This window comes from Pelagibacterium sp., assembly GCF_965249125.1.
Classification (GTDB): domain Bacteria; phylum Pseudomonadota; class Alphaproteobacteria; order Rhizobiales; family Devosiaceae; genus Pelagibacterium.
The window spans coordinates 489163-514345 of the sequence record NZ_OZ252217.1; the positions used below are offsets into that span (position 1 = coordinate 489163).

Genomic DNA, 25183 nt, shown 5'->3' on the forward strand with positions numbered 1-25183 from the left:
GATGCGGGGGTGGCGGGGGACTTTGTCATAACGGGCCTTGTACTTTATAGAACCCGGACTTATCAGCGTTTCGGCCCGTGGTGAAACAGAGATTTCTTTCCACCGGGTTCTCCGGCCGCGACGGCCGGCACGTGGCGCGCACGAAAAGGATATTGGCGTAAATGGCGAATGTTGTGGTGGTTGGCTCGCAGTGGGGCGACGAGGGCAAGGGCAAGATCGTTGACTGGCTTTCCGAGCGCGCCGATGTGGTGGTGCGCTACCAGGGCGGACACAATGCCGGCCATACGCTCGTCATCGACGGGGTAAGCTACAAGCTCTCGCTGCTGCCCTCGGGCCTGGTGCGGGGCAAGTTCTCGGTGATCGGCAATGGTGTGGTCGTTGATCCGCACCACTTCGTTTCCGAGGTCGAAAAGATCGCCGGGCAGGGGATTTCGGTGACGCCGGAGGTGCTGCGCATCGCCGAGAATGCTCCGCTGATCCTGTCGCTGCACCGCGAACTCGACGCGCTGCGCGAGGATTCAAATTCCGGGCTCAAGATCGGAACGACACGCCGCGGCATCGGGCCGGCATATGAGGACAAGGTTGGCCGCCGCGCTATTCGGGTATGCGATCTCGCCGAACCCGAAACGCTGATGGACAAGATCGAGCGTCTCTTGTCCCATCACAACGCGCTGCGCCGCGGCATCGGAGCCGCTGAAGTGTCGGCAGACGCCATCCACAGCGAACTGATGGCGGTGGCCGACAAGGTCCTGCCGTTCATGGACCGGGTGTGGGACCTGCTCGATGAGCGGCGCAAGCGCGGCGAGCGCATTCTTTTCGAGGGCGCGCAGGGCGCATTGCTCGACAATGACCACGGCACCTATCCGTTCGTGACCTCCTCGAACACCGTGGCCGGGCAGGCCGCTCCGGGCTCGGGACTGGGGCCGGCGGCGATCGACTATGTGCTCGGTATCACCAAGGCCTATACGACGCGGGTCGGCGAAGGACCGTTTCCGAGCGAACAGGACAATGAGATTGGCCAGTTCCTCGGCGAAAAGGGGCATGAATTCGGGGTCGTGACCGGCCGCAAGCGGCGCTGCGGGTGGTTCGACGCGGTCATCGTTCGCCAGACGGTGCGCACTTCGGGCATTCACGGCATCGCGCTCACCAAGCTCGACGTTCTGGACGGCATGGACGAAATCCAGGTCTGCGTGGGCTATGAGCTCGACGGGCAAAGAATTGATTATCTGCCCGCCTCAATGGGGGCACAAAGTCGAGTCAAGCCAATTTATGAAACGCTGGACGGCTGGAAAGAAACGACCGCAGGGGCCCGGAGCTGGGCCGAATTGCCCGCCCAGGCGATCAAATATGTGCGTCGGATCGAAGAACTGATCGGCGCGAGCGTGGCCATGCTCTCCACAAGCCCGGAACGCGAAGACACGATTTTGGTCCAGGACCCGTTTCAAGATTGAATTTTCTTGTTTAGAAACAACTTTGATTAATGCCGGCAACAAGTGATGTTGAGTAGATATGGCCGACTATCGTGAACTCTTGCGCAAGGCGATCGATGCCCTGCCGGACAATACCGGGGCAAATCGCCGGGCGGTTTACGAAAAGGCGCGCAGTGCATTGGTGGCCCAGTTGCGCGCCATCGAGCCGCCGTTGCCGGCGCGCGAGATCACGACCCATCGGCTCAATCTCGAAGACTGTATTCGCGAGGTCGAGCACGAAGCGACCGAACGGCTTCTTGGACGGTTCCGGGCTGTAGAGGAAACCGAGGTCGAGCCGGAGATCGTGGCCGATGTCGAGGATGTGACCGACGAGCCGCTCGCCGAATTCGTCGACGGTGACGAAACTCCCGAAGAGACAGAGGCCGTAGCCGAGCCTGAAATCGATCCGGAGCCTGTCGAAAGCGACGATTTTGTTTCGCCTCCGGCCGACGACTTTGTTGCCGCGCCCGAGCCCTCTGTGCCCGAAACCGTCGGCCCCGAGGCCGACGAGCCCGAAATTGTTCAGGGTCAGCCTGATTGGCCGGAAGGCGACGATGAGAGCGGTATCGTCGACGAAGACCAGTTTTCTTCCGAGCCAGCACCGGTATTTGCGCCGACTGACGACAGTTCACCTTCCTTGGAAGTCGAGACCGTGGAAGCGGTTTCCGAGCCCGAGCCCGAGCCCGAGCCCGAGCCCGAGCCCGAGCCCGAAGCTGAGTCATTCCGGCCGGGTTCGATCGAGGATATCATCGCCTCGGCCGAACGGGCTTCGAGTGAGCCCGGCCTTATCGAACCTTCGGCGACCGAGCCCGAAGAAGATGAGCGGGTCGTCCCTTTTGTGCCGTCGGCTGAACCCGAGGAACATGCCGCCCCCCAGGCAGAGCAAAAGCACTTCATTATTTCGGAGGCTGACGCCCAGCCGCGCAGTGGCGTGCCGCTGATCGACCTGCACGGACGTCCGCTGAGTGGAACGCACGAGGTGGCCGCCGAGCCGGAACCGGCGATGTCGAGCGTTCGTGAAGTGGATCTCGAGCCGGGCATTCTGGCCCGCCCTGAAGTTTCCGATGCGCAGGTGGCCATCGACCGGGCGATTGCGGCGCTGGACCGCGAGGCGCGCGGCGAGACTACGGCTGCCGACGACGCCCAGGCATCATCGGCCGCAGAAGACGTCGAAGAAGCTAATGACGATGACAATTCCGATGGGCGCGGCGGCTTTAGCGCGTTTACCATCTTTCTTCTGATTTCGGTGTTGCTGCTGGGCGGCGGCGGGCTGGCGGGATATTGGGCCTGGCGAGAGGGTTTCATCGACCTGAACGCAGTTTTTGCCCAGAACCAGGAGCCGGAAACGACCGAAGTCGCAGATGCGGAGGTGCCCCAGCAACCGGCGGAGACCGAGACGCCGGCGGTCAATACCACCCCGGACGTGCCGAGCGCGGATGGCGAAGTGAGCGGGTCGGCCATGCCGGGCGAAGAGTTGCCCTTCACCGAGACCGAAACCCCTTCAACAACTCCGACTGAACCTGAAGCGACCTTCGAAGACCGCCTGCCGGCGGAAGCTGGAACTCCCGCGAGCCCGGACGGAGATAGCGCGGCCGAACCCGGGGTTGCGATAACCAGCGATGGCCCGCAATCGTTGCTGCTCGAGGAACAGGCTGGCGGTGCGGCGGGTGCCGTGCCGTATACGGGCAGCGTTGAGTGGTCGCGCGGGACCGACGAGTTGGGTCATCCGACGATTGTCGCCGAAGCGTCGATCCCGGCCCGCAATCTGGACGTGGAGGTGCTGTTGCGCCGCAACGCGGACGTCAATCTGCCGGCCAGCCATCTCATGGAGGTCAATTTCTCGGTCGCCGAAAGCTTCGTGGGCGGTTCCATCGCCAATTTGCCCGGCGTGTTGCTCAAGAACGAGGAACTGGTGCAGGGCCAGCCTTTGACCGGCGCTTCGGCGCGGATCGTGGGCAATTCGTTCCTGTTTGCGCTGTCGAGCGCCAGTGACCTCGATGTCGAGAACAATCTCAACCTGCTCGAGAATCGCGCATGGATAGATCTGGCCATGGTCTATGGGACCGGGCGCCGTGCTATCCTTACGCTTGAAAAAGGTGAAGATGGCGATGCCATCTTTGGCGACGTCCTAGCGGCGTGGGCAGAGCTCGATGTAGCGGCAGATGGCGACGCCGAACCGGCAGCCGAGGATGGACCGGCCGAGGCGGCGGGCGAGTAGCGCCGTTTCAAGTCAGAACCGTGCGTCCGTTTTCGATCCGGTAGGTGCGGTGCGCCAGCGCTTCGATATCCTCGGCCTGATGGGAAACCACGATGGCGTGCCAGCCATTGGCACGCACGATCTGGGTGACGAGATCGCGGATGGGGGCGGCTGTTTTGGCGTCCAGCCCGGTAAAAGGTTCATCGAGCAGCAGTATGGACCGGTTGCGCAACAGGGTACGGGCCAGCGCCACGCGCTGCTTCTGGCCCCCCGAGAGCTGGGCGGCACGGCGCGTAATCATGCCTGGCAGACCCATCCGATCGAGCGCCGCAATCACCCTTTCATCGTTGGCCCTGGTGACGCCGCCCAGGCCAAGCGCCACGTTGGCTCCGGTGGACAGATGCTCGAACAGATTGTCCGATTGAAAAAGGATCGAGACGGGCCGGTCCTCCGGGGGCAGGCCCAATAGGGTGCGGCCAGCGAGTTGGATATCGCCGGAGGCGGGTTCGAGAAAGCCCGCGATCAGATCGAAAAGGGTTGATTTGCCCGCGCCGGACGGGCCGACCAGCCCGACGATCTCTCCGGGCTCAATGTTCATATTGAACGTGAATCCGGGTTCTCCGTCTCGATAGCTGAAGGTCAGGCGGTCAATCTCGAGCATGTGTCAGCTTCTCGAAGAGTTTGGGGATGAGGATGAAGGCGGCAATGCTGACGATCAGCAGGACTGCCGCGATGGCCTCGGCGTCATTGGTGCGATAGGCGCCCAGGGCGCGATACATCAGCCAGGGCAGGGTGGAAAACTCGGACGTTCCAAACAGGGAAATAACCCCCAGGTCCCCCAGGGAGAAAACGAAGGCGACGGCGAGCGCGTAGCCGATCGGCCGGCCGAGCAGCGGCCATTCGATGCGGCTCCATTGACTGAATGAGGAAATGCCCAGCGAGCGGATGACGCGATGATGGCGCAGGGTAAGCGCTTCGAGGGGCGGGGCGATGGTGGCAAAGACAAAGGGCAGGGCAAGGAGCGCGTTGGCCAGGACCAGGACGGGCGGTGCGGCGGCTGTGGGCGGCAGGCCGGCCAAGCGGGCGAGTAGGAAAAATCCCAGCGACAGCACGACGGCCGGGACGGCGAGATAGGCAAACACCGGAAGGCCGAGCACTGCCCTCCAGGGAGACCCTTTGGCTTGCAGGGCGCGCGCCATGCCAAGTGCAAGGCCCAGGCCGACGGCGAGCAGGGCGCTCAGCGTACCGATCACCAGACTGGTGAATGCGGCACGCCAAAAGGCGGCCTGGGTGAGCACATTGGAGACCGCGCCGAAGCCTTCGCCCAGAACGGCGATCAGGGGCGTGAGGAAGCCCGCGAGAAGGGCGGCGAGCACGATACGCTGGATGCCGGTGAGCACAGCGCGTTCTGGCCAGTGGATATGGCTCTGTGCGCCAAACAGGCTGGCGGCTGGCGAAAGGGTCGAGGCGGGGATGATGATGGCGGCGCAGACGATCAGTTGCACGATGGCAAGGTTGACGGCGGCGCCGAGGTCGAAATCGAGGCGCACGGCCTGGTAGATGGCCACTTCGAGGGTCTGGTTGGCCGGGCCGCCGCCCAGGGTCAGAACGATCGGGAAGCTCGTGAAGCACAAAAGGAAGATGGTTGCCGCCACGCCGGGGATCGAGGCGGCGAGGGCGGGAAAATCGATGATGGCAAAGCGCTTAACCGGTCCCAATCCCAGACTGCGGCCGAGCTTGAGTTTTTCGGACGGGATAGCGGCGAGCCTGTCGATAAAGATGCGGGCCGAAAAGGCGCCGTTGAGGACGACGTGGGCGGCGATGATGCCGCCGAGCCCGAAGATCGACGAGCCGGTTTCCAGCCCGAACGGGGCGAGCGCGAAATTGACCCAGCCATTGCGGCCCCAGATGGCGAGGAGCCCTGAAACGATCACGAGGGAGGGCATGACCAGCGCGGTGGACAGAAGGCCGATGACGATGCCCCTGCCGGCAAAGCGCAGGCGATCGAGCGTCCATGCCAGGGCCACGCCCGCGAGGATCGACAGCAGTGTCGAAAGGGCGGCCTGGATGGCCGAGGTGACCAGCAGATAGCCGATGCCGGTGACGCTGGAGCCGGTGGTTGCAAAGCGCTGCCCGGCAACCCAAAGGGCGATCAGCAGGGCAGCGATCAGAATGGCGACGATTGCGGCGACCGATGCGCCGGCGTAACGGCGGCCGGGACGCCAGGTGGAGGGAATCCCGGCCAATTTTCCTACCTCAGCGTCGAGAACGCTTCCTCAATCCAAGCCCGAGTGTTGGCGGTGACCTCGTCAGCGTCAAGCAGAAGGGCAGGCTGGGGATCGATCATTTCGGCAAAGCCGGGATGGAGCCCGCCTTGGGGTTCGAGCACCGGATACATCCAGTTGGTCTCCGGCAATGGTGACTGGCCTTCGGGAGTGACGAGGTAGGCCAAAAACTCGCGCGCCAGTTCTTGGTTGGAGCTTGAGGCAAGGATGCCGGCGACTTCGATCTGGGTGTAGTGACCAGCATCGAATTTTGCGGCCTGGTAGCGGTCTTCGCCCTCGGCGATGAGATGATAGGCCGGCGAGGTCGTGTAGGAGAGAACCATGTCGGCCTCGCCGGAAAGGAACAGATCGTAGGATTCCGACCAACCGGTGGTAACCGTGAGGACATGCGGGGCGAGCCCTTCCCAGATGCCGAGGGCCTCGTCGCCATAGAGCGCCTTGACCCAGAGGATCAGCCCCAGGCCGGGGGTGGACGAGCGCGGGTCCTGGATGACGATTTTGAAGTCCTCGGGCAGCGCGGTCAGCTCTTCAAAGCTTGCCGGAGGCGTCGAAAGCGACTGGCTGTCGTAGACGAAGGCGAAATAGCCGTAGTCGAAGGGTACGAAGACCTCGTCTGTCCATTCGAGCGGGATGTCGAAATCGGGCAGGTCGAGCTGGTGTTCGGTGAAGAGGCCGGTTGCCTTGCCTTCGCCGATTGTGGCGGTGTCGAGCCCCAGGATGATGTCGGCCCCGGTTGCCTCGCCCTCGAGCTGGGCGCGGCGCAGGGCCGAGATCGAATCGTCGGCGGAAACGAAATTGAGGGTGCAGTTGCACTGGGCCTCAAAGCCCTGCTTGAGCATGGGGCCAGGGCCCCAATCGGCGGCGAAGGCGTCGTAGGTGTAGATGGTGAGCGTTGAATTGTCCTGGGCGAGAGCCGGGAGCGCGAGCGCTCCGAGCACAACCGCGCACAGGCTCGTCCTTACGGAAGCAATCATGAGTTTCCTCATTGTTTGGCGTGCAAAACCAATGGTTTTGCTGGCGCCGAGCCAAGATTGCGGCCATGGATGAGGGGAAAGGCTTTGAATGGCAGAGGCATTTGTGGCCCTTGCCATCTCGAACTTCCTCCGCCAGCATGACCTGGTTCAGGTTCAATGGGTTTTTCTCAGCCCATCCTTTCGGACAGACACCCCAGCGAGACGAGGCGACACTATAGGCGGGCAAGGTCCAGTGCAAGACGGCGCGGGGGAAAACGGGGTGCCGCTCGTCTTCGACGGCCCGCTGCTCATCGTGGGCGGCGGCGAGGTCGATGCGGGCATGCTGGCAGAACTCGCGGGGCGGGTTGGCGGGCTGGTGGGGGCCGACCGGGGCGGGGATATCCTGATGGGGGCGGGGCTGGTGCCCGATGCGGTGATCGGGGACATGGATTCGGTTGCCGACCGGACGCGATTTCCGGCGGTAACGAGAATAGTGACGCTTTCCGAACAAGACACCACCGATTTCGAAAAGTGCCTCTATTCGACACGCGCGCCGGTAACGCTGGCGCTGGGCATGACCGGTGGGCGGTTCGACCACACGCTGGCGGCGCTCCATGCGGTGGCGCGTCACGCGAGCGAACGACGGATCATTCTGATCGACGGGCACGATCTGGCGATAGGCGTTGCGGGGTCAGTTACGCTCAGGATCGGCGCGGGGGAGCGGGTTTCGATCTATCCGCTGGGGCGGACGCTGTTTGCCGGCTCAAAGGGCCTGCTCTATCGGCTGGACGGCCTGGAAATGGCGCAGGGACAGGCAATCGGCACCTCGAACCAGGCAATCGAGGATGTTATTGAAATCGCGGTGGCACCTGGCGTGCAGGATCCCTGGCTGCTAATCGTTGACAAAGGCCTGCTGGGAATCGTGCTTGGCGGATGGGAAATCGGTAATGGCCGTTGATGTCGAGACGTCGATCGAGATGGAGGCGCCCCTTGAGGCTGTCGCAGGCTATGCGATGGACCCCGATAACGCGCCGCTCTGGTATGCCAATATCAAATCAATCACCTGGCGCACCGATCCACCGCTTGCGGTTGGCAGTCGGCTCGATTTTGTCGCCCAATTTCTGGGACGACGATTGGCCTATACCTATGAGGTGGTCGAATGTGTGGCAGATGAGCGGCTGGTGATGCGGACGACGCAGGGCCCCTTCCCGATGCAGACGAGCTACCGGTTCGAGGCGATATCGGATCGGCGAACGCGCATGATATTGCGCAATAGCGGGGAGCCGGCGGGCTTTGCCAGACTTACCGCTCCGATCATGGCATCGGCGATGCGGGCGGCCAATCGCAAGGACCTCGCCAAGCTCAAGCGGCTTGTCGAAGACCTTGGCTGACCGCGGGACCGCTGCTTTGAGTTTCTTTAATGCGCGGTCTGGGTCCGCGCGGCTTCCTTGACGGCGTCCTGCACCTTTTCAAAGGCTCGAACCTCGATCTGGCGGATACGTTCGCGCGAGACGTCGTATTCCTGGGCCAGTTCCTCGAGGGTCGAAGGGCTTTCCTGCAGGCGGCGGGCCTTGAAGATCGCCCTTTCGCGGTCGTTGAGCACTTCCATGGCGCCTTCGAGAAGCCCCATGCGCTCGTCATATTCCTGACTGTCGCCAAGGACTTCTTCCTGATCGGGCACATCGTCGATCAGCCAGTCCTGCCATTGGCTGGTGCCCTCGTCGGCCCGCATGGGGGCGTTGAGCGAGGCATCGCCGGTCAGGCGCTGGTTCATCGAGACCACATCGTCCTCGGTGACGTTGAGGGTCGTGGCGATCTGCTTGATCTGGTCGGGATGGAGACTGCCGTCATCGAGCGCGGCGATCTGGCCCTTCAGCCGGCGCAGGTTGAAGAACAGGCGTTTCTGGGCGGCGGTGGTGCCGATCTTGACCAGCGACCACGAGCGCAGGACATATTCCTGGATCGAGGCGCGGATCCACCACATGGCATATGTAGCCAGCCGGAACCCCTTGTCGGGCTCGAAGCGCTTTACCGCCTGCATCAGGCCGACATTGCCCTCCGAGATCACCTCGGAAATGGGCAGGCCATAGCCGCGATAGCCCATGGCGATCTTGGCCACAAGACGCAAATGGGACGTGATGAGTTTCTGGGCCGCCTGGGGATCGGAATGCTCCTTGTACCGCTTGGCGAGCATGAATTCCTCGTCAGGGTCGAGCATTGGAAACTTGCGGATTTCCTGCAGATAGCGGTTCAGCCCGCTTTCGGAGCTCAAAACAGGAAGATTGGATTGGGCCATTTCTAGCACCCCCTCTCGTAAACCCCCGGGTGTCTCCGGCGGGTTATAGTCCGCATCGACGCCCTTTGCGGCACGTTTGCGGACATAATCGGGGTGAATATAGGTCTGATTTTGGCGATTACACCCCTCGTCCGCGAAAATATGGTATTCGCGGAACGCATGGTCTCTTGGCGAATGTTTCAATCTTACAACGCATAAGGCACGAGCTTTGTTGCGAGGTCGGCAAGGTCTGGCGGAAGCGGGCTTTCGAACCTGAGTGTCTGGCCCGTTACGGGATGGGCAAACCCAAGGATTGCGGCGTGAAGCGCCTGCCGGCTCAGGGATCTTATGGTGTGCCTGACATCTTCGGGCACCGTATTGATCTTTGTTGCAAAAGCCGACCCGTAAACGCCGTCGCCGATGAGCGGGTGGCCGATATGGGCCATGTGTACCCGGATCTGGTGGGTGCGGCCGGTTTCGAGCCGGCACTGGACCTGGGACACTGACCATTTGTCGTCGCTGAAGCGGCCTTCAACGCGATAATGGGTGATGGCCTCGCGCCCCTCGCGTGGCGATACCGATTGCTTGAGGCGGTTGTTAGGGTCGCGACCGATCATGGTTTCGATCGTGCCGACCAGCGGGTTGGGGATGCCCCAGACGAAGGCGGTGTAGGCACGTTCCAACGGACCGGTGCGTCCGTGGTCGGCGAATTGGGCGGCGAGCCCGTTATGGGCCTGCTCGGTCTTGGCGGCGACCATGACACCGGAGGTGTCCTTATCGAGCCGGTGGACGATACCGGGGCGTTTGACCCCGCCGATACCGCGCAGGCTGTCGCCGCAATGGTGGATGAGAGCGTTGACCAGAGTTCCCTCCTCATTGCCGGGAGCAGGATGCACGACCATGCCGGCAGGTTTATCTATGACGATGAGATATTCGTCCTCGAAGAGGATGTTGAGCGCGATATCCTGGGGCCGGGGTTCGGCTTCGACGGGTTCAGGGGCGGCGAGAGTGATGGACTCGCCGGTCCTGACACGATATTTGGGCACATCGTTGGTCGTCCCATCCACGCTGACCGCGCCCAAAAGGATCAAGTCCTTGATGCGGTTGCGCGAAAAGAGAGGGAAGCGGGAGGCCAGAAACGCATCGAGCCGCGTGCCGGCCTCGGGTTCGAGGACGGTGGCGTCGTGCCTATCCTGTTGGAGCTGACTGCCCGCCATGACCGATCCTCAAACCAATTTCGACAAGGACGAGCCTTTGAGCCCGGAGGCCGAAGCGGTGATGGCCAAAGCCCGCCGGCGGGCGGGGCTGTCCATGCTCGTCATGATGGTGGGGTTTATGGCGGTTGTGCTGGCGGTTGTCTATCGTCTGGCCACTATGGGCGGTGAGGTGGCCGACCAGTACGCGCTGCAATCGATCGGCTTGCCACAGGGTGCGCAGGTGATTTCGGCGCAGGTGCAGGACGGGTTGGTGACCGTTACCTATGACGCACAGAGCGGGCAGGCGATCCGGATTTTCGACGGCGAGACCGGGGAGATGGTGCGCGAGATTTCTGTGGTGGCCGAGTAGCGTTTTTGCTGACCGACTTCAGCAGTCGGGCACGGCGACGCTCAGTCCGCCGAGCGAGGTTTCCTTATAGCGCTCGTCCATGTCCTTGCCGGTCTGGCGCATGGTTTCGATGCAGGCATCGAGCGGCACGATGTGGCTGCCGTCGCCCTGCATGGCGAGGGACGCGGCGGCGACGGCTTTTACCGCACCGAGGCCGTTGCGCTCGATGCAGGGCACTTGAACAAGGCCCTTTATGGGGTCGCAGGTCATGCCCAGATGATGTTCGAGAGCGATTTCGGCTGCGTTTTCGATCTGGGCATTGGTGCCGCCGAGCGCTGAGCACAGCGCTGCAGCGGCCATGGCCGATGCGGAGCCCACTTCGCCCTGACAGCCGACTTCAGCGCCGGAAATCGAGGCGTTGTATTTGATGAGACCGCCAATCGCCGCGCCAACCAGCAGCATTTCGGGGATTTTTTCGCGCGTGGCGCCGGGGACGTGGGAGAGGTAGTAGCGCAGGACGGCGGGAAATACTCCCGCCGCGCCGTTGGTTGGCGCGGTCACGACCTGCCCGCCGGCGGCGTTCTCCTCGTTGACGGCCATTGCATAGGCCGAGAGCCAGTCGATGGCCGAGTGGAGCGGCATGTCGTTGGCGCCGGCCTTGCCCGAGAGGTTTTCGAAAATGGCGCGAGCGCGGCGTTTGACTTTCAGGCCACCGGGCAGTTCGCCGGTCGCGGCAAGGCCACGGGTGATGCAGGCATCCATGACCTGCCATATTTCCATGAGGCGCTGGGAGAAGGCTTCACCATCAAGCCGGGCGCATTCGTTGCGCCGCTTCATCTCGGCGATGGAGAGGTTTGCGGCGGCACCCATCTCCAGCATCTGTTCGGCATTGGCGAAGGGAAAGGGCACATCGTCGGCCGGGCTGGCGGGCATGTCCCCGGCTTCGATTTCGGCGAGGGTTTTGACGAAGCCACCGCCGATGGAGAAATAGGTTTCCTCGGTGATGGTCTCGCCATCGGCATCGAGCAGCGCAAAGCTCATGCCGTTGGGATGGGTGTCGAGACGGGTCTTGCGGTCGATGATCAGGTCGGTGTCGGGATCGAGCGCAACGGGCCAACCGGCAGCGGGTTCGATGATCTTACACGTGGCAAGTTCGGCGAGAGCTGTTTCGACCTTGTTGCGGTCGTAGGTTTCGGGCTCGAACCCCAGACAGCCGGCAAGGACAGCTGCATTGGTGCCGTGGCCCACGCCGGTGAAGGCGAGCGAGCCGTAAAGGGTGATTTGCAGGCGCGCGCCATCGAGGGGATCGATGGTTCGGATCGTATCGAGAAAGCGCGCGGCTGCGAGCATCGGGCCCATCGTGTGGGAGGATGACGGGCCGACACTGATCTTGAAGACGTCAAACACCGAGACGAACATGCCTGGCCATCCCCTCAGAGGTCGAGTGGTTCGTGTTCGACAGAGGGAATAGAAAATTATTGCGCTCGTCAAGCCGATATTGGCGGGATCATTGCGCGATGATCAGCGGTCATAGGCGGAAATCTGTGCCTTGGTCGCCTTTTCGCGCCAAATCGTTTCAAAGATCACGCGGAAATGTTCGGGCGTGAGGCGATCCATGTGGATCAGGACATAGCGGTAGTCGCGATAATGATCGGTGATGAAGAACAGGTCGGGATCGGCTTCGATCAGCATGTCGCGTTCGTCGATCGAAGGGCGCTGGAGAGCGAGAATGCCCGGTTCGCGCTCGCGGAGCAGGAATTTTGTGCCCAGTTTGATGGCCGGGGTGCCATAGCTGGTGGATCGAACGACGCCGGGGAAGGTGGAGGCAATTGCAAAGACGTCATCGAAATCCATGACGTCTTCCTGAATTAGCGGCGGTAGCGGAGGCGCCCGATTTCGTCGAACTCGGCCTGTTCGCGCTTTTGCTGCTCGTCTTTTTCACGCTGGTGTTCGCGCGCGTCGAGAAGTTCGACCTTCTTGAGGTCTTCGATGGCTTCGGCCAGTTCGTCCTGGGCGGCTTCAAGCTTGCCCTTCATGTCCCCGGCCGAGGTCAAGAGATTGTCGCGGCGGGTGATGGCGGCCTTGGCGAAGGTCGAATAGGCGAAATGGGCGACGTCGGAAATGCCGGTCTTTTTATGCTCGATGTCGATCTGCTGGTCGAGTTCGGCGGCCATGCGCTCGAAATCGGCGACCATGGTCTCGATCTGGAGGACCTGGCGGCGCTTCTCGTCCACCTGAAACTTCTTGAGTCGGATCAGGCTCGCGCTCTTGGACTTCATGACTTGTACTCCTTACTCATCAAGCCGCGTCTCCCGCTCCAGCCGTTCCCAGAATCGTCGCCAGCAGATTGTAGCCGTCGGCGATATTGGTCCGCTCATCCGATCGCTGGCTCAAAAACGCCTCCAGCGCCGGGTTGAGCGCGATGGCGCGGTCAACCTTGGGATCCGATCCTTTCCGGTAAGCCCCCAGCCGGATCAGCTCCTCCATGTCGGCGTAAACCGACATCAACTCGCGCGCCTTGCTCAAAGTGGGCCGGAAATCCTCCGGCACGCATCCGGGCATGGTGCGCGAGACAGAGCGAAGAACATTGACGGCAGGATAGCGTCCCCGTTCGGCAATGGATCGCTCCATCACAATGTGACCATCGAGAATGCCGCGAACGGCGTCCGCAATGGGCTCATTGTGATCATCACCTTCCACCAAAACGGTAAATAGACCGGTAACAGAGCCCGAATTTACCAAGCCGGGGCCGGCGCGTTCCAACAAACGTGGCAATTCTGTGAAGACGGTTGGGGGGTAGCCCTTCGCTGTGGGCGGCTCGCCGGTGGCCAGGCCGATCTCGCGCTGGGCCATGGCAAAGCGGGTGAGGCTGTCCATCATGCACAGAACGCGCTTGCCGCGGTCACGGAAATATTCGGCAAGGGTAACGGTCAGATATGCAGCCTGGCGGCGCATCAACGCTGATTCATCGGAGGTGGCGACAACGACGATGGCCTTTTTCATGCCCTCTTCGCCGAGTTGTTCGGTGATGAATTCCTGGACCTCGCGGCCACGTTCGCCGATCAGCCCGATAATGGAGACGTCCACATCGGTATTGCGGGCCAGCATGCTCATGAGGACCGATTTGCCGACGCCGGAGCCCGCGAAGATGCCCATGCGCTGGCCATCGCAACAGGTGGTGAATGTGTTGAGACACCGTACGCCGAGATCGATGGGGCCGCCGACGCGACCGCGCTCGTGGGCGGGCAGGGGAAGATTGCGCAGTGGATAGGGCGCGGCGCCGCGCATCAGGGGCGCGCCCGCATCGATGGGCCTGGCTTCGGCGTTGAGGACACGACCGAGCCAGGATTGATCGGGATAGACGGCGCCGTCATGGCCGGCAAACACCGCCTTGCAGCCGAGCCTTACGCCCTCGACGGGGCCGCAGGGCAGGCACAGGGCCAGGCCATCGCGAAAACCGATGATCTCGCAGGCAAGATGGGAGCCGTTCTGAGTCTCGATGGTTACGCGGCCGCCGACGCGCAGTTCGCGCACCGGGCCGACGACTTCGATGAGCAGACCCTGCACGGTCTTGACCCGACCGAAGACCTCGATCTCGTCGATTGCCTCAATGTCGGAGATCAGGGACTGCACCGCGGCCTCTCCCGGGGATATGATTCGCATCAAGAATTGGCCACATTGGTAACTCATCCTTAAGGTTATGGCGATATTGCCGAAAGTTGAGCAAATTTTTTCGCCGCGCACTGGCGCGCGTCCGCTTTCCCCTTTCAGACCCGGTTCAATGAGTCCCAAGAGTCGCTTGAAGGGCTTTCTTAACGTTATGCATTAAGAAAAAATCGTTCAGTTTATCCTTATATTTCAACGAGTTAACACCTTGTTCAGTTAATGCAACTCGCATATTGCCCGACTGAATTAAACTTTGTTAACTAATTACCGGTAGCTTCGAATCGTACCCAGTAGGGTTTGGTTAAGGGCGTCGGGATCGAGCTGAGCGCCCGGTCCCAGCAGGGACTTGTTGGATTTAAGGGGATTGGCATGCGTGTGCTCTTGATAGAGGACGACAGCGCGACAGCGCAGAGCATCGAACTGATGCTCAAATCCGAGAGTTTCAATGCGTACACCACCGACCTCGGTGAGGAAGGTGTCGATCTTGGCAAGCTCTATGATTACGACATCATTCTGCTTGACCTCAATCTGCCGGACATGAGCGGGTATGAAGTGCTGCGCACGCTGCGCGTTGCGAAGGTTCAGACCCCCATCCTCATCCTTTCCGGTCTGGCAGGGATCGAAGACAAGGTACGAGGCCTGGGTTTCGGCGCCGACGACTATATGACCAAGCCGTTCCACAAGGACGAGCTGGTTGCCCGCATTCACGCCATCGTGCGCCGGTCCAAGGGGCATGCGCAGTCGGTCATCAACACCGGCGATCTTTCCGTCAACCTCGACACCAAGACCGTCGAAGTGGGCGGCCAGCGGGTGCACCTGACGGGCAAGGAATACCAGATGCTCGAGCTGCTTTCGCTGCGCAAGGGCACGACGCTCACCAAGGAAATGTTCCTCAATCATCTCTATGGCGGGATGGACGAGCCGGAACTGAAGATCATCGACGTTTTCATCTGCAAACTGCGCAAGAAGCTCTCGGTGGCCACGGCCGGCAAGAACTATATCGAGACAGTATGGGGGCGCGGCTATGTGCTGCGCGAGCCCGACGAGAACGAGTTGGCCGAAAGCGCCTGATAGGCCCCTTCCAAGTCGGACATTGAAAGCCCGTGCGATCCCCTCGCGCGGGCTTTGTTCGTCAGGTGCTCAGATCACCAGCTTGCGGTAAAGGTGCCACGTGGCATGTCCGAGCATGGGCAACGCCAAGGCTAGGCCGACAAAGAGCGGCAGCGATGCGACAAACAGCATGATGGCGACCACAAGACCGAAAATCGTCATCTGAACCGGATTGGCGACGAAGGCACGCACCGAAACAGCAATGGCTTCGCCAGCGCTGCCACCGTGATCGACAAGCAGCGGGAAGGCGATCGCGGTGGTGGCGAGCACAAAGAATGCAAAGCCAAGCCCGACCAGATTGCCCCACAACAACAGGCTCCAGCCCCGCGCGGTGGTAAAGGTCTCGTTGAACAACCCCATGAGCGTTGCGGGCGGGTTCGTGCCGAAATGGGCGTCGTAGATGGCGCTGGCCGCCGTCAGCCAGAGCGCGAAAACCACCGCCAGCATGGCACCCAGAACGACGATCGAACCGATGGCAGGATGTCTGAGCACGCCCAGGGCATGGCGGGGGCTGTCGTCCTCGCCCTGTTCACGCCGCCGGCTCAGTTCGTAAAGCCCAATGGCGGCGAGCGGGCCGATCAGCGCAAAGCCGGTCGCCAACGGATAAAGCAGAGGGAATGTGGCGCCGCCGGCGCTCCATACGGCCAGCACGATGCCGACGGCCGGGTAGATGAGAGCAAGAAACAGGTAATGGGACGGATGGCGCCAGAAGTCGGAAATGCCGCGGCCAAGGGCGTCGAAAACGTCACCCGTTGAAATTGTGCGGATGGTGCGTTCTGACGCATTGTCCTGGACAAGGGCGGGATTGGAATGCACGGGCATGCTTATCTCCTCGGTTCACAAGGAGCGCGGTGCCTCGCTTTTCCCCCGGGGCGCGGGCACACCGCGCTGCACGGAGCGTTACCACCACGGGTAAACGCAACAGCTCAAGCATACAGTATTTGGCAGGATTGCGGGATGCCCCGTCACATAAATTTGCGTCGGATCCGATCCGGAACATCCGCCAAAGCCCTTCAGCGGTCCTGGATTCGCTTTAATTGCCCTAAGTCCTTGTTTTATCAAGCTTCCGAACCGGCTAAGAGGTAGCGGCTTACCCTAGACGAAGGGCTGGAATTTGGACTCCAGCGTCTGCTGGTCAAAGGGCTTGAGCATGTGGTCGTTGGCACCGGCCTTGCGGGCCATGGCGATGTGACCGATGTCGCGCTCGGCAAGGCAATAGACGATCTTTGGCTTGTCGCCGCCGGTATAACCGCGCAGGGTCTTGAGAAATTCGAGACCGCTCATGATGGGCATCTGCCAGTCGAGAAGAATGACGTCGGGCATTTCCTGGGCGCATTTTTCGTATGCTTCCTGCCCGTCCTCGGCCTCGTCGACAATGAAATCCATGTCTTCGAGAATGCGCCGCGCGACTTTGCGGATGACGCTGGAATCGTCAACGATCAGGCACGATTTATGGGTTCATCCCTCATCTTCCCAAGCGATGTGTGCCGGGGATCGGCAAGAGTTTACCGCCCCAATGGTTATCGAATGGGAAAGGCGCGCAATTTTCGCTGCCGCGCATCCATGGTTGGGCGCGCTGATCTTATTGTTCGAGGGCCTAGTCGATGGTGTGCGAAAGCGGATCGGCGGTGAAGCGCAGGATTTCGCCATCAAGGGCGAGGTTGAGCCCCATATGGGACTGGCGAGCGAGAAGACCCGTATAAAAGGGCTGGATGCCACGGGCGTCGACGCTGCCTTCCTCGGGTGTGCCGGCAAGAAGGCCCTGAACGGCATTGGGGATCAGGGTCTTGGGACCGGTCGCGGTGATGGTGAAGCTCTCGGCCCCGGGATCACCTTCCACCTCGACGGTGACCGTGCCGCCGCGCGGAACGCCGGCGACGACGATCAGCAGCATGTTGAGCAGCAGTTTGGCCTTGTTCTTGGGAAGCAGCATCGGGGTGACCTTCCAGTCGAGGTCGGCCTTTTCCCCGGCCATCAGGAGCGTTGCCACCCGATCGGCCTCGCGGGTGTCGATATCGGTGCCGGCGGTCGAGGATGCGCCAAAGGCGAGGCGGGCAAATTCAAGCTTTGCGCGGGCCTGGCGGGTGGAATTTTCGATCAACTCCTTGGCAAAAGCCTGCATATCGACCTGGGTGGGGTCGGCGAGCACTTCAAGCCCGTTGCCGATGGCGCCCACGGGATTGATGAGGTCGTGGCAGACACGCGAGCACAGCATTGCGGCAAGGTCCGGCGCGCTCAGTTCGACTATGCTCGTCATGGCCAAATTCTCGCTCTTGGTTGTTCGAATCAATTTTCAAAGCACTTTACTGTGCAAGTGGGGCAGAGCAACGCCAAGTTTATCTTGCGCACCGTGCTCTACCGGCTCTGGGCCGCACGACGCTCGGGCAATGCGTTCCAATTTGCGGCCGCCGTCGCCAGCGCGGCGCCAGGAGCCATATCGAATGCTGCGCGGTTGCCTATGGAATAAAACAGCATCAGCCGCCCGCCGACTATGCGGAAAATCTGCGGATTGCCGTCGGAAAGGTGCCCGCGTGCCATGGCCATGGCACAATGGCCGCCGAAAATGGGCGCATAGATCTCCGGGTTTGCGGCAAATATGTCCCTGTTGGCGGCGGAGACAAAATACCAGGTGACGCCGTTCCATTCCAATTCGTTGACCGGCGATCCCTGCAAGGCGGCGTTCTCTGTGAAATAGGCTATGGGATCGAAGCCTGAAAGCGCGACCCCGGTCAGGGCATTGGTGATAATGGATTTTTCCTGTGCGGGCGCCGCCGTAGCGAGGCCCAGCGCGAGAAAAAGCAGGCAGAAAGTCGTGTAAGACTTTGTAAGGGTTAAGATTTGTTTACCTATTTGCCGCATTATCGCTCAATGAACCGCTATGCTGTTGGGGGCGGGCCGGTCGATCCTAGCGCAGGGCCGTTTGGCCTTGGTTAACCGGGACGCATATCGCGAATTTTTTACGCGCGAAGTGGGAGCACATATTTTGATGATGAATCGCTTCTTGGCAGCACTGGTTCTTTCTCTGGGCCTTGTTTTCGGCGCCGCGCCGGCCAGTGCCCAGCAGGGATCGCTGTCTGACACCTATTCGAGCGACGAAATCCTTTCGGCCGGCCATCAGTTCTTCGGGTCGGTCGCCCAGGGTCTGGCGTCGGTGATCGAGCAGGCCTTCGAGCAGTATGGCCAGCCAAATGCCTACATTCTGGGGCAGGAGGGCGGCGGTGCGCTGTTCATCGGCGCCAAATATGGCGACGGCACCATGTACACCCGCAATGCGGGCACCCATCAGGTATTCTGGCAGGGTCCGAGCCTGGGACTCAACATCGGTGCCGACGGCAGCCGGGTGATGATGCTGGTTTACAACCTGCCTTCAGTAGAATCGATCTACGACCGCTATCCGGGCGTTGAAGGTTCGATCTTTGCGGTCGGCGGCATCGGCATGACCGCGCTCAAGCTCAACGACATCTATGTGGTGCCGATCAGCTCGGGCGTCGGGCTGCGGGCCGGCGTGGCTGTCGGATACCTCAATTTCACGCGCGAGCCGACCTGGAACCCATTCTGATCTCAACAAGTTCTGAGAGGGTGAGGGTTGCCTGACGTCATGTCACAGCTGTGAGATGACGCCCCCGATTTGATCGAGTAAGGTTACCTGCAACACTTGGTAGCGCCGGATGGGGTTCGGCGGCATATTACGGGCAGGGCTTCCCGCCAGGGGAGAGGCGTATGGTCATTGAGAATGCGATGTATTTCACGCTCGGGTTCCTGGCGGCGGCCTTGTTGGCCATCGCCATCGCTCCGGCGTTCTGGCGTCGCGCCGTCCGGCTGACCAAGCGCAGGATCGAAGCGGCGACCCCGGTCACGCTTGCCGAATTCCGCGCCGACAAGGACAAGCTGCGGGCCGAATTTGCCATCACGCTGCGCAAGCATCAGCTCAAGATCGACGCCCTGCGCAATCAGATTTCAGGAAATGTCGTGGCCCTCGATGCGGCGATGACCGAATTGGCGGCGCTGCGCACCGAGCGCGACGAGCAGTATGCGGCAATCGGATCGCTCCAGACACGTGAACAGGAACTTGTCGCCCGTATCCGCGATATCGAGCGCGACTCGGCGGCGCTTGCTGCGCGGTTGCGCCAGTCCGATGTGGATTATTCCGATATCGACCCCGACCTGATGCCCGACGCAGGTGAAGCGATCACCGGGGAACAACTGACTGGCGATTATCGTGCCGACGTCGAGGATCTGCTCACAGCGCTCAATATCGAGCGCCAGCGCAACGGCTATCTCGAAGACCAGACGCGCATGCTTCTGACGCGGCTGGAAAAGAAGAAAAAGAGCGGGCTCAAGGACGAAGCGATCGCCATGCTGCGCGATACGCTGTCCCAGAACGATCCCGAAAGCGAGGCGCGCCTCGATCTTCGGCGGGCCGAGGCCCGGATTTCAGGCGCTGAAAGCCGGCTCAACGCACTTCTTACCGATTCTTCCGACGAAGGCCCGGAAGCGCAAGCGGGGGGAACGCGGCGGCTGCTGGCGGAGGATTTCTCCCAGGCAGAACAGAGCGAATTGCTCAAAACTGCGGTGACCGGACTTGAGGAGGCCATCATGAAGGATTGGGACACCGGGCGGTTCGATGCCGCGGTGCTGCGTTCGCGCCTGGAAACCATCGCTTCGGATGTTTCACGGCTGGTCTATGCGGGCGATGCGGAAGACAGTACGGGGCTGACAGAGAGTCTATTCGACAAGGTCCGCAAGTTCGCCGCCGACAGCATGGACGTTGAAGACCTCGAACCGAGCGATCAGACAGCGTCCGGCGGGTCGGTTTCCGATCGCATGCTGGCGATGCGCGATCGGGCCGCGCAGTAGGGTTCATTTCACGCTCCGGCGAAATGCCAGCAGGATATTTCCTGCTGGGCACCAAAGTCATAAGACAAGCATTTCAGCGCTTCCTTGAATCGCTTCAATTGCCCAAATCTAGAGGGAGGCGACGGCCTCCCTTTTTCATGCCCGGTCGGCGTGCACCAGCCGGGCGATGAAATCGATCTTTTCAACGATGGGACCGGACAGAACGAAGGGGTAGGCGTCGGGAAGGCCCATCGAGCGGTTGAGCTCGTTGAGCATGACGCTGACCCCGACCCAGGCTTCGGTCAGACGCCGGGCATCGGTCGTGCGATAGGGGTCGAAATCGACATCGGTGGACAGTTCGCCGGAGCGGTCGCGCATCGGTTCTGTGGACACGCCCAGGCTGCGTGCAGTCTCAAGCGTGTCGGCGATGTGGAGATAGTGGGCCCAGGTTTCCGCGAAATCCTCCCAGGGGTGGGAACTGGCGTATGAGGATACGAAGCGCTGCGGCCAATCGGGCGGCGCTCCATTGGCATAGTGGATTTTGAGGGCTTCGTGGTAGTCAGCGGCGTCATTGCCGAAAGTGGCGCGGCATCGCTCGAGCCAGTCAGTGCGGCTGACCAGAAGATCCCAATAGTAGTGAGCGGTTTCGTGCCGGAAATGGCCGAGCAGGGTGCGATAGGGCTCTCCCAGTTCAGCACGGCGCCGTTCGCGTTCGGCATCGTCGGCTTCGGCCAGGGCAATCGTGATGACGCCATTGTGGTGGCCGGTCATCACCGTCTCGCCGTTGGTATCGGCGAGGAAATTGAAGGTGAGGCCGCGCTGGGAGTCCTCATCCCTGGTGATTAGCGGCAGGCCGAGACGGATGATGCTGTAGAACAGGCGCTTTTTCGCGCGTTCGAGGATCTGCCAATCGGAAAGGTTTTCGGCATCGGAGATGTCGGGAACCGTCTCGTTGTGACGGCAGGCGGTGCAAAAGCCGCCGGCACGCGCGATCCAGTTGCAGGCGCCGTGCTCGGCATTGGCACAATAAGACGAACTGTCGGAAATGGCGACCATGGCGTTGGCGGCAGGATCGTAGCCTATCGCGGTGCCGCATTGGCCGCATGCGGTGTTGTCGAAATAGACCGTCTGGCGGCAGTTGGGGCAGGTAAAAAGGCGCATTGCTGCCTCCGATGGCGTTCACTGCTGCAACGCCCCCGACGGCGCCCGGTTCCTTGCGGCAGGCCCTAGATGCTGCCCACCGTACGCAGTCTGATGCGGGGGTGGACCTCGTTTTGGCTCATGACGACGGTTTGGGGGCGGAAGCGTTCGATGATGGCACGCACGTGGGGACGGATGTTGGGCGAGGTGATGAGGACCGGGATTTCGCCCATCTGGGCGGCGTTCTCGAACCCGTTCTGGATGCCAGCGATGAATTGCTGGAGCTTGGAGGGCGCCATGGCGAGGTGGCGTTCTTCGCCTTCGCCGATCATGGCTTCGGCGAAATCGCGCTCCCAGTTCGGCGAGAGGGTAAGGAGCGGCAGATTGCCGTCCATGCCCAGATTGGCGGCGCAGATCTGCCGGGCCAGACGAGCGCGGACATGCTCGATGATCTGGCCGGTGCTGCGGGCCGAACCCGCCACTTCGGCAACCCCTTCGAGAATGGTGGGCAGATCGCGGATCGACACGCGCTCGGCCAGTAGGCCCTGGAGCACGCGCTGAATGCCCGAGACCGAAATGAGCGAGGGGACAATGTCCTCGACCAGTTTCTGCTGGTCCTTGTCGAGCCCGGACAAGAGGGACTGGACGTTGGCGTAGCTCAACAGATCAGCCGTATTGGCCTTGAGCACTTCGGTGAGATGGGTCGAGATCACCGTGGAGGGATCGACGATGGTCAGGCCCTGCACTTCGGCCTCGTCGCGCAGCGCGGCGTCGATCCAGGCGGCGGGCAACCCGAAGGTCGGTTCGACCGTATGCTGGCCGGGCAGGGTGATCTTGTTGCCATAGGGGTCCATGACCATGAGCTGGCTCGCATGGACCTCGCCATTGCCGGCCTCAACCTCCTTGATCTTGATCTTGTAGATGTTGGGCTCGAGCTGCATGTTGTCGAGAATGCGCACGGAGGGCATGACAAAGCCCAGTTCGGTGGCAAGTTGGCGGCGCAGCGCCTTTATCTGTTCGGTGAGCCGGTCGGTGCCCGAATCGTCTTCCTTGACCAGGCTGAGAAGGCCGTAACCGAGTTCGAGCTTGAGTTCATCGATCTTGAGGCTGTCGGTGATCGGGGCTTCGGTGGGGGCGGCCGCGACCTGGCGGGCCTGCTCGACCACCTTTTCCTGCTCTGTAACGGCCCGTTCGGCCTTCTGCTTTCTGGCCGATGTCCAGGCAAGGTAGCCGACGGCGCTGCCAAGGGTCAGGAAAGGGATGAGTGGCATGCCGGGAACAAGCGCCATGGCGAACATGACGCCCGAGCTCATGCCCAGGGCCACGGGGTAGGATGTGAACTGGGTGCTGAGCGCCTGGTTGGCCGAGCCCGAAACGCCTGCCTTGGAGACAAGAATGCCGGCTGCCGTGGATACGATAAGCGCCGGGATCTGGCTGACCAGTCCGTCGCCGATGGTAAGAAGCGAATAGTTCGAGCTGGCTTCCTGGATGGTCAGGCCCATCTGCATCATGCCGATGATGATGCCGGCGATGACGTTGATGAAGGTGATGAGCAGGCCGGCGATCGCATCGCCGCGCACGAATTTGGAGGCACCGTCCATAGCGCCGAAAAACGAGCTTTCGTCTTCGAGCGTCTTGCGGCGGTTCTTTGCTTCGACCTCATCGATCAGCCCCGCGGACAAATCGGCGTCGATCGCCATCTGCTTGCCGGGCATGGCGTCGAGGTTGAAGCGGGCCGCGACTTCGGCGATGCGGCCCGAGCCCTTGGTGATGACGATAAAATTGACGATCAGCAGGATCGCAAAGACGATCACCCCGATGATGAAATTACCGCGGGTGACGAAATTGCCGAAGGCCTCGATGACGTTGCCAGCCGCGGCCGTGCCTTCGTGCCCGTCGGCGAGAATAAGACGGGTCGAGGCGAGGTTGAGCGCCAGCCGGAACATGGCCGAGACCAGAAGGACTGTGGGAAAGGCCGAAAATTCGAGCGGTGTCTGGATGAACAAAGCGGTCATGAGGATCATGACCGAAAAGACCATCGAAAACGCCAGAAGAATATCGAGCAGCATTGCCGGCATCGGCAGGATGAGCACGGCAAGGATAATCACAACGCCAATCGCCAGCCCGGCATTGGACTGGCGGATGATTTCGACGATTTCGTTGACGCGGCCCAAAGGGCCAGAGGCAGTTGTGGTGGTCGTTTCGGTCATCGTGTGGCGGATGGTTCCCGATGGAGTGGGCGGGTGGGAGGCGGCGGCGGCCCCCACGCCGCGGCCCGGCCCATGATGGGGCGGGGCAGCCGGCGGGAGGGGGGCCGCGATTGTCATGCGGCGCTGGAGCGGGCTTCACCGGGAGCGGGGATATCCACCCCCTCGTCGGCATATTGGTTGAGCTTGTTTCGCAGCGTTCGGATCGAAATTCCGAGGATATTTGCGGCATGGGTCCGATTGCCCAGACAATGGCCCAGCGTATCGATGATCAGGTCGCGTTCCACATCGGCCACGGTGCGTCCCACCATCGAGCGCGACACCGCGTCGGCGGCAGCGGCGGCCTGACTGGCGAGCGAATGAGTGGCAACTGCTTCCGAGAGCCCGGTGCCATCGGGCATGCGGATCGCTTCGGGTTCGATCACGTCACCCGAAGAGAGCAGCACTGCGCGGTGGAGTGTGTTTTCGAGCTCGCGGACGTTGCCCTGCCAGGGCGCGCGCAGCAATTCGTCACGCGCCGCCTGGGACAGGATGCGCTGGGAAAGACCATTGGCCGCCGAATAGCGGGCCACGAAATGCTCGGACAGGGCGATGATGTCTCCCGGACGCTCACGCAGCGGCGGAAGCTTGAGATTGACGACGTTAAGGCGAAACAGCAGATCCTCGCGGAAACGGCCTTCCTTGACCTCGGTCAGCAATTCGCGGTTCGAGGTGGCGAGGATACGGATATTGACGGGGACGGGCTTGGTGCCGCCGACGCGATCGATGACCCGCTCCTGAATGGCGCGCAGGAGCTTGGCCTGCAGGCGGAAATCCATTTCCGAGATTTCGTCGAGCAGCAGCGTTCCGCCATTGGCTTCCTCGAACTTGCCGATGCGTCGGGCGACGGCGCCGGTAAATGCTCCCTTTTCGTGGCCGAACAGTTCGGATTCGAGAAGGTGTTCGGGGATGGCGGCGCAGTTGATGGAAATGAAGGGCCGGTTGGCGCGCTTGGACCGGGCGTGGAGATATTTGGCCATGATCTCCTTGCCGGTGCCGCTCTCGCCGGTAATCAGAACCGAGGCGTCCGACCCTGCGATCTGATCGGCGAGCTTGACAATTTTGGCCATCGCGGGATCGCGATAGAGGAAATCGGATGTTTCGCGGGCGACGGCGGCGATGACCGCGGCGATCAATTCGGCGTCGGGGGGGAGGGGAATATATTCCTTGGCCCCGGCGCGTATGGCGTTGACGGCGGCCGCGGCGTTGGTTTCCGTGCCGCAGGCGACGACCGGGATCGCGATGCGTTCGGCTTCAAGCGCGGCAATCAGCGCGGGGATGTCGACCATGACGTCGACGAGCAGCAGGTCCGCGCCCTTGCCCGACCGCAGTGAGGCCAGAGCGATCTCTATGGTGCCCGCATGGGCGACCTTGGCGCCACCATCCATAGCCATCTTGGAGGCCTGGCTGAGTTGTCCTTCGAGGGCGCCGATAATCAGTAAGCGCATGTCTGTGGTCTCC

Annotated in this window: 24 protein-coding genes and 1 riboswitch; of the genes, 8 read left to right on the forward strand and 16 right to left on the reverse strand. The window is 61.6% G+C overall.

What is annotated here, in order from left to right:
• Positions 1–161: 161 nt before the first annotated feature.
• Both ACP148_RS02415 and ACP148_RS02420 read left to right on the forward strand, forming a co-directional pair.
• The gene (locus ACP148_RS02415; protein ID WP_421951029.1) at positions 162–1451 is read left to right on the forward strand and encodes an adenylosuccinate synthase; all 1290 of its coding nucleotides are present in this window, start codon (positions 162–164) and stop codon (positions 1449–1451) included.
• A 58-nt stretch (positions 1452–1509) separates the two neighbouring features.
• Positions 1510–3687, forward strand: a complete 2178-nt coding sequence (locus ACP148_RS02420) for a hypothetical protein (protein WP_421951030.1) — start codon at positions 1510–1512, stop codon at positions 3685–3687.
• A 7-nt stretch (positions 3688–3694) separates the two neighbouring features.
• Here the strand turns inward: ACP148_RS02420 and ACP148_RS02425 are convergent, their stop codons facing one another.
• The 3 genes from ACP148_RS02425 to thiB are packed head-to-tail and all read right to left on the reverse strand — an operon-like array spanning position 3695 to position 6937.
• Positions 3695–4327: an ATP-binding cassette domain-containing protein gene (locus ACP148_RS02425; protein ID WP_421951031.1), complete on the reverse strand. Its 633-nt coding sequence runs from the start codon at positions 4325–4327 to the stop codon at positions 3695–3697.
• Entirely contained in the window at positions 4314–5912 is a 1599-nt protein-coding gene (locus tag ACP148_RS02430; RefSeq protein WP_421951032.1) for a hypothetical protein, read from the reverse strand. The genes ACP148_RS02425 and ACP148_RS02430 overlap by 14 nt, the downstream gene beginning before the upstream one ends.
• A 5-nt stretch (positions 5913–5917) precedes the next feature.
• Positions 5918–6937, reverse strand: a complete 1020-nt coding sequence (gene thiB, locus ACP148_RS02435) for a thiamine ABC transporter substrate binding subunit (protein ID WP_421951033.1) — start codon at positions 6935–6937, stop codon at positions 5918–5920.
• Positions 6938–7032: 95 nt separating this feature from the next.
• Positions 7033–7131, reverse strand: a riboswitch (TPP riboswitch).
• Between the two features lie 53 nt (positions 7132–7184).
• On the opposite strand from thiB, the gene ACP148_RS02440 reads away from it, so the two are divergent.
• Together ACP148_RS02440 and ACP148_RS02445 are read left to right on the forward strand one after the other, a co-directional pair.
• Positions 7185–7862 (forward strand): thiamine diphosphokinase, encoded by a 678-nt coding sequence (locus tag ACP148_RS02440; RefSeq protein ID WP_425033085.1) that lies wholly within the window; start codon positions 7185–7187, stop codon positions 7860–7862.
• On the forward strand, positions 7852–8295 hold the full coding sequence (locus tag ACP148_RS02445; protein ID WP_421951035.1) for an SRPBCC family protein: 444 nt from the start codon (positions 7852–7854) through the stop codon (positions 8293–8295). Before ACP148_RS02440 ends, ACP148_RS02445 begins: the two co-directional genes overlap by 11 nt.
• Before the next feature lie 26 nt (positions 8296–8321).
• Here the strand turns inward: ACP148_RS02445 and rpoH are convergent, their stop codons facing one another.
• Complete coding sequence (gene rpoH, locus ACP148_RS02450) at positions 8322–9200, reverse strand: RNA polymerase sigma factor RpoH (RefSeq protein ID WP_421951036.1); 879 nt, start codon at positions 9198–9200, stop codon at positions 8322–8324.
• A 185-nt stretch (positions 9201–9385) separates the two neighbouring features.
• Complete coding sequence (locus ACP148_RS02455; RefSeq protein WP_421951037.1) at positions 9386–10396, reverse strand: RluA family pseudouridine synthase; 1011 nt, start codon at positions 10394–10396, stop codon at positions 9386–9388.
• Here ACP148_RS02455 and ACP148_RS02460 point away from each other — a divergent pair.
• Positions 10395–10745, forward strand: coding sequence for a DUF6476 family protein (locus ACP148_RS02460; RefSeq protein WP_421951038.1), 351 nt, complete (start codon positions 10395–10397; stop codon positions 10743–10745). The two genes, ACP148_RS02455 and ACP148_RS02460, sit on opposite strands and share 2 nt — an antisense overlap.
• A gap of 18 nt (positions 10746–10763) precedes the next feature.
• Here ACP148_RS02460 and ACP148_RS02465 read toward each other — a convergent pair whose 3' ends face one another.
• The 4 genes from ACP148_RS02465 to fliI all read right to left on the reverse strand — a co-directional run bounded on the left by ACP148_RS02465 (position 10764) and on the right by fliI (position 14357).
• Complete coding sequence (locus ACP148_RS02465) at positions 10764–12143, reverse strand: L-serine ammonia-lyase (protein WP_421951039.1); 1380 nt, start codon at positions 12141–12143, stop codon at positions 10764–10766.
• A gap of 102 nt (positions 12144–12245) precedes the next feature.
• Positions 12246–12578 (reverse strand): MmcQ/YjbR family DNA-binding protein, encoded by a 333-nt coding sequence (locus ACP148_RS02470; RefSeq protein ID WP_421951040.1) that lies wholly within the window; start codon positions 12576–12578, stop codon positions 12246–12248.
• Positions 12579–12592: 14 nt separating this feature from the next.
• The gene (gene fliJ / locus ACP148_RS02475; RefSeq protein ID WP_338609489.1) at positions 12593–13003 is read right to left on the reverse strand and encodes a flagellar export protein FliJ; all 411 of its coding nucleotides are present in this window, start codon (positions 13001–13003) and stop codon (positions 12593–12595) included.
• Between the two features lie 19 nt (positions 13004–13022).
• A complete protein-coding gene (fliI, locus tag ACP148_RS02480; RefSeq protein WP_421951041.1) occupies positions 13023–14357 on the reverse strand; it encodes a flagellar protein export ATPase FliI in 1335 nt (444 codons plus the stop codon).
• A gap of 402 nt (positions 14358–14759) precedes the next feature.
• Here fliI and ctrA point away from each other — a divergent pair, with 402 nt between their 5' ends.
• Complete coding sequence (gene ctrA / locus ACP148_RS02485) at positions 14760–15461, forward strand: response regulator transcription factor CtrA (RefSeq protein WP_014131573.1); 702 nt, start codon at positions 14760–14762, stop codon at positions 15459–15461.
• 69 nt (positions 15462–15530) lie between these two features.
• Here ctrA and ACP148_RS02490 read toward each other — a convergent pair whose 3' ends face one another.
• From ACP148_RS02490 to ACP148_RS02505, 4 genes are all read right to left on the reverse strand, one after another.
• On the reverse strand, positions 15531–16322 hold the full coding sequence (locus ACP148_RS02490) for a DUF2189 domain-containing protein (RefSeq protein WP_421951042.1): 792 nt from the start codon (positions 16320–16322) through the stop codon (positions 15531–15533).
• Between the two features lie 273 nt (positions 16323–16595).
• Positions 16596–16943, reverse strand: a complete 348-nt coding sequence (locus ACP148_RS02495; protein ID WP_425033617.1) for a response regulator — start codon at positions 16941–16943, stop codon at positions 16596–16598.
• Between the two features lie 154 nt (positions 16944–17097).
• The gene (gene chpT, locus ACP148_RS02500; RefSeq protein WP_421951044.1) at positions 17098–17757 is read right to left on the reverse strand and encodes a histidine phosphotransferase ChpT; all 660 of its coding nucleotides are present in this window, start codon (positions 17755–17757) and stop codon (positions 17098–17100) included.
• A 98-nt stretch (positions 17758–17855) separates the two neighbouring features.
• Positions 17856–18359 carry a YHS domain-containing (seleno)protein gene (locus ACP148_RS02505; RefSeq protein WP_421951045.1) on the reverse strand — a complete coding sequence of 168 codons (504 nt, stop codon included), beginning with the start codon at positions 18357–18359 and terminating at the stop codon, positions 17856–17858.
• A gap of 127 nt (positions 18360–18486) precedes the next feature.
• Here ACP148_RS02505 and ACP148_RS02510 point away from each other — a divergent pair, with 127 nt between their 5' ends.
• Together ACP148_RS02510 and ACP148_RS02515 are read left to right on the forward strand one after the other, a co-directional pair.
• Entirely contained in the window at positions 18487–19059 is a 573-nt protein-coding gene (locus ACP148_RS02510; RefSeq protein ID WP_421951046.1) for a DUF1134 domain-containing protein, read from the forward strand.
• A 161-nt stretch (positions 19060–19220) separates the two neighbouring features.
• On the forward strand, positions 19221–20357 hold the full coding sequence (locus tag ACP148_RS02515) for a hypothetical protein (protein ID WP_421951047.1): 1137 nt from the start codon (positions 19221–19223) through the stop codon (positions 20355–20357).
• Between the two features lie 135 nt (positions 20358–20492).
• Here the strand turns inward: ACP148_RS02515 and ACP148_RS02520 are convergent, their stop codons facing one another.
• From ACP148_RS02520 to ACP148_RS02530, 3 genes are all read right to left on the reverse strand, one after another.
• Positions 20493–21497, reverse strand: coding sequence for a zinc-binding metallopeptidase family protein (locus tag ACP148_RS02520; protein WP_421951048.1), 1005 nt, complete (start codon positions 21495–21497; stop codon positions 20493–20495).
• Between the two features lie 65 nt (positions 21498–21562).
• Positions 21563–23686, reverse strand: coding sequence for a flagellar biosynthesis protein FlhA (gene flhA / locus ACP148_RS02525; protein ID WP_421951049.1), 2124 nt, complete (start codon positions 23684–23686; stop codon positions 21563–21565).
• Positions 23687–23799: 113 nt separating this feature from the next.
• Positions 23800–25170: a sigma-54 interaction domain-containing protein gene (locus ACP148_RS02530; RefSeq protein ID WP_421951050.1), complete on the reverse strand. Its 1371-nt coding sequence runs from the start codon at positions 25168–25170 to the stop codon at positions 23800–23802.
• Positions 25171–25183: the final 13 nt, after the last annotated feature.

Coding starts and splice junctions, on each gene's coding strand:
- ACP148_RS02415 (WP_421951029.1), top strand. CDS start 162: ATGGCGAATGTTGTGGTGGTTGGCTCGCAGTGGGGCGACGAGGGCAAG.
- ACP148_RS02420 (WP_421951030.1), top strand. CDS start 1,510: ATGGCCGACTATCGTGAACTCTTGCGCAAGGCGATCGATGCCCTGCCG.
- ACP148_RS02425 (WP_421951031.1), bottom strand. CDS start 4,327: ATGCTCGAGATTGACCGCCTGACCTTCAGCTATCGAGACGGAGAACCC.
- thiB (WP_421951033.1), bottom strand. CDS start 6,937: ATGAGGAAACTCATGATTGCTTCCGTAAGGACGAGCCTGTGCGCGGTT.
- ACP148_RS02445 (WP_421951035.1), top strand. CDS start 7,852: ATGGCCGTTGATGTCGAGACGTCGATCGAGATGGAGGCGCCCCTTGAG.
- rpoH (WP_421951036.1), bottom strand. CDS start 9,200: ATGGCCCAATCCAATCTTCCTGTTTTGAGCTCCGAAAGCGGGCTGAAC.
- ACP148_RS02460 (WP_421951038.1), top strand. CDS start 10,395: ATGACCGATCCTCAAACCAATTTCGACAAGGACGAGCCTTTGAGCCCG.
- ACP148_RS02455 (WP_421951037.1), bottom strand. CDS start 10,396: ATGGCGGGCAGTCAGCTCCAACAGGATAGGCACGACGCCACCGTCCTC.
- ACP148_RS02465 (WP_421951039.1), bottom strand. CDS start 12,143: ATGTTCGTCTCGGTGTTTGACGTCTTCAAGATCAGTGTCGGCCCGTCA.
- ACP148_RS02470 (WP_421951040.1), bottom strand. CDS start 12,578: ATGGATTTCGATGACGTCTTTGCAATTGCCTCCACCTTCCCCGGCGTC.
- fliJ (WP_338609489.1), bottom strand. CDS start 13,003: ATGAAGTCCAAGAGCGCGAGCCTGATCCGACTCAAGAAGTTTCAGGTG.
- ctrA (WP_014131573.1), top strand. CDS start 14,760: ATGCGTGTGCTCTTGATAGAGGACGACAGCGCGACAGCGCAGAGCATC.
- ACP148_RS02490 (WP_421951042.1), bottom strand. CDS start 16,322: ATGCCCGTGCATTCCAATCCCGCCCTTGTCCAGGACAATGCGTCAGAA.
- chpT (WP_421951044.1), bottom strand. CDS start 17,757: ATGACGAGCATAGTCGAACTGAGCGCGCCGGACCTTGCCGCAATGCTG.
- ACP148_RS02505 (WP_421951045.1), bottom strand. CDS start 18,359: ATGCGGCAAATAGGTAAACAAATCTTAACCCTTACAAAGTCTTACACG.
- ACP148_RS02510 (WP_421951046.1), top strand. CDS start 18,487: ATGATGAATCGCTTCTTGGCAGCACTGGTTCTTTCTCTGGGCCTTGTT.
- ACP148_RS02515 (WP_421951047.1), top strand. CDS start 19,221: ATGGTCATTGAGAATGCGATGTATTTCACGCTCGGGTTCCTGGCGGCG.
- ACP148_RS02520 (WP_421951048.1), bottom strand. CDS start 21,497: ATGCGCCTTTTTACCTGCCCCAACTGCCGCCAGACGGTCTATTTCGAC.
- flhA (WP_421951049.1), bottom strand. CDS start 23,686: ATGACCGAAACGACCACCACAACTGCCTCTGGCCCTTTGGGCCGCGTC.
- ACP148_RS02530 (WP_421951050.1), bottom strand. CDS start 25,170: ATGCGCTTACTGATTATCGGCGCCCTCGAAGGACAACTCAGCCAGGCC.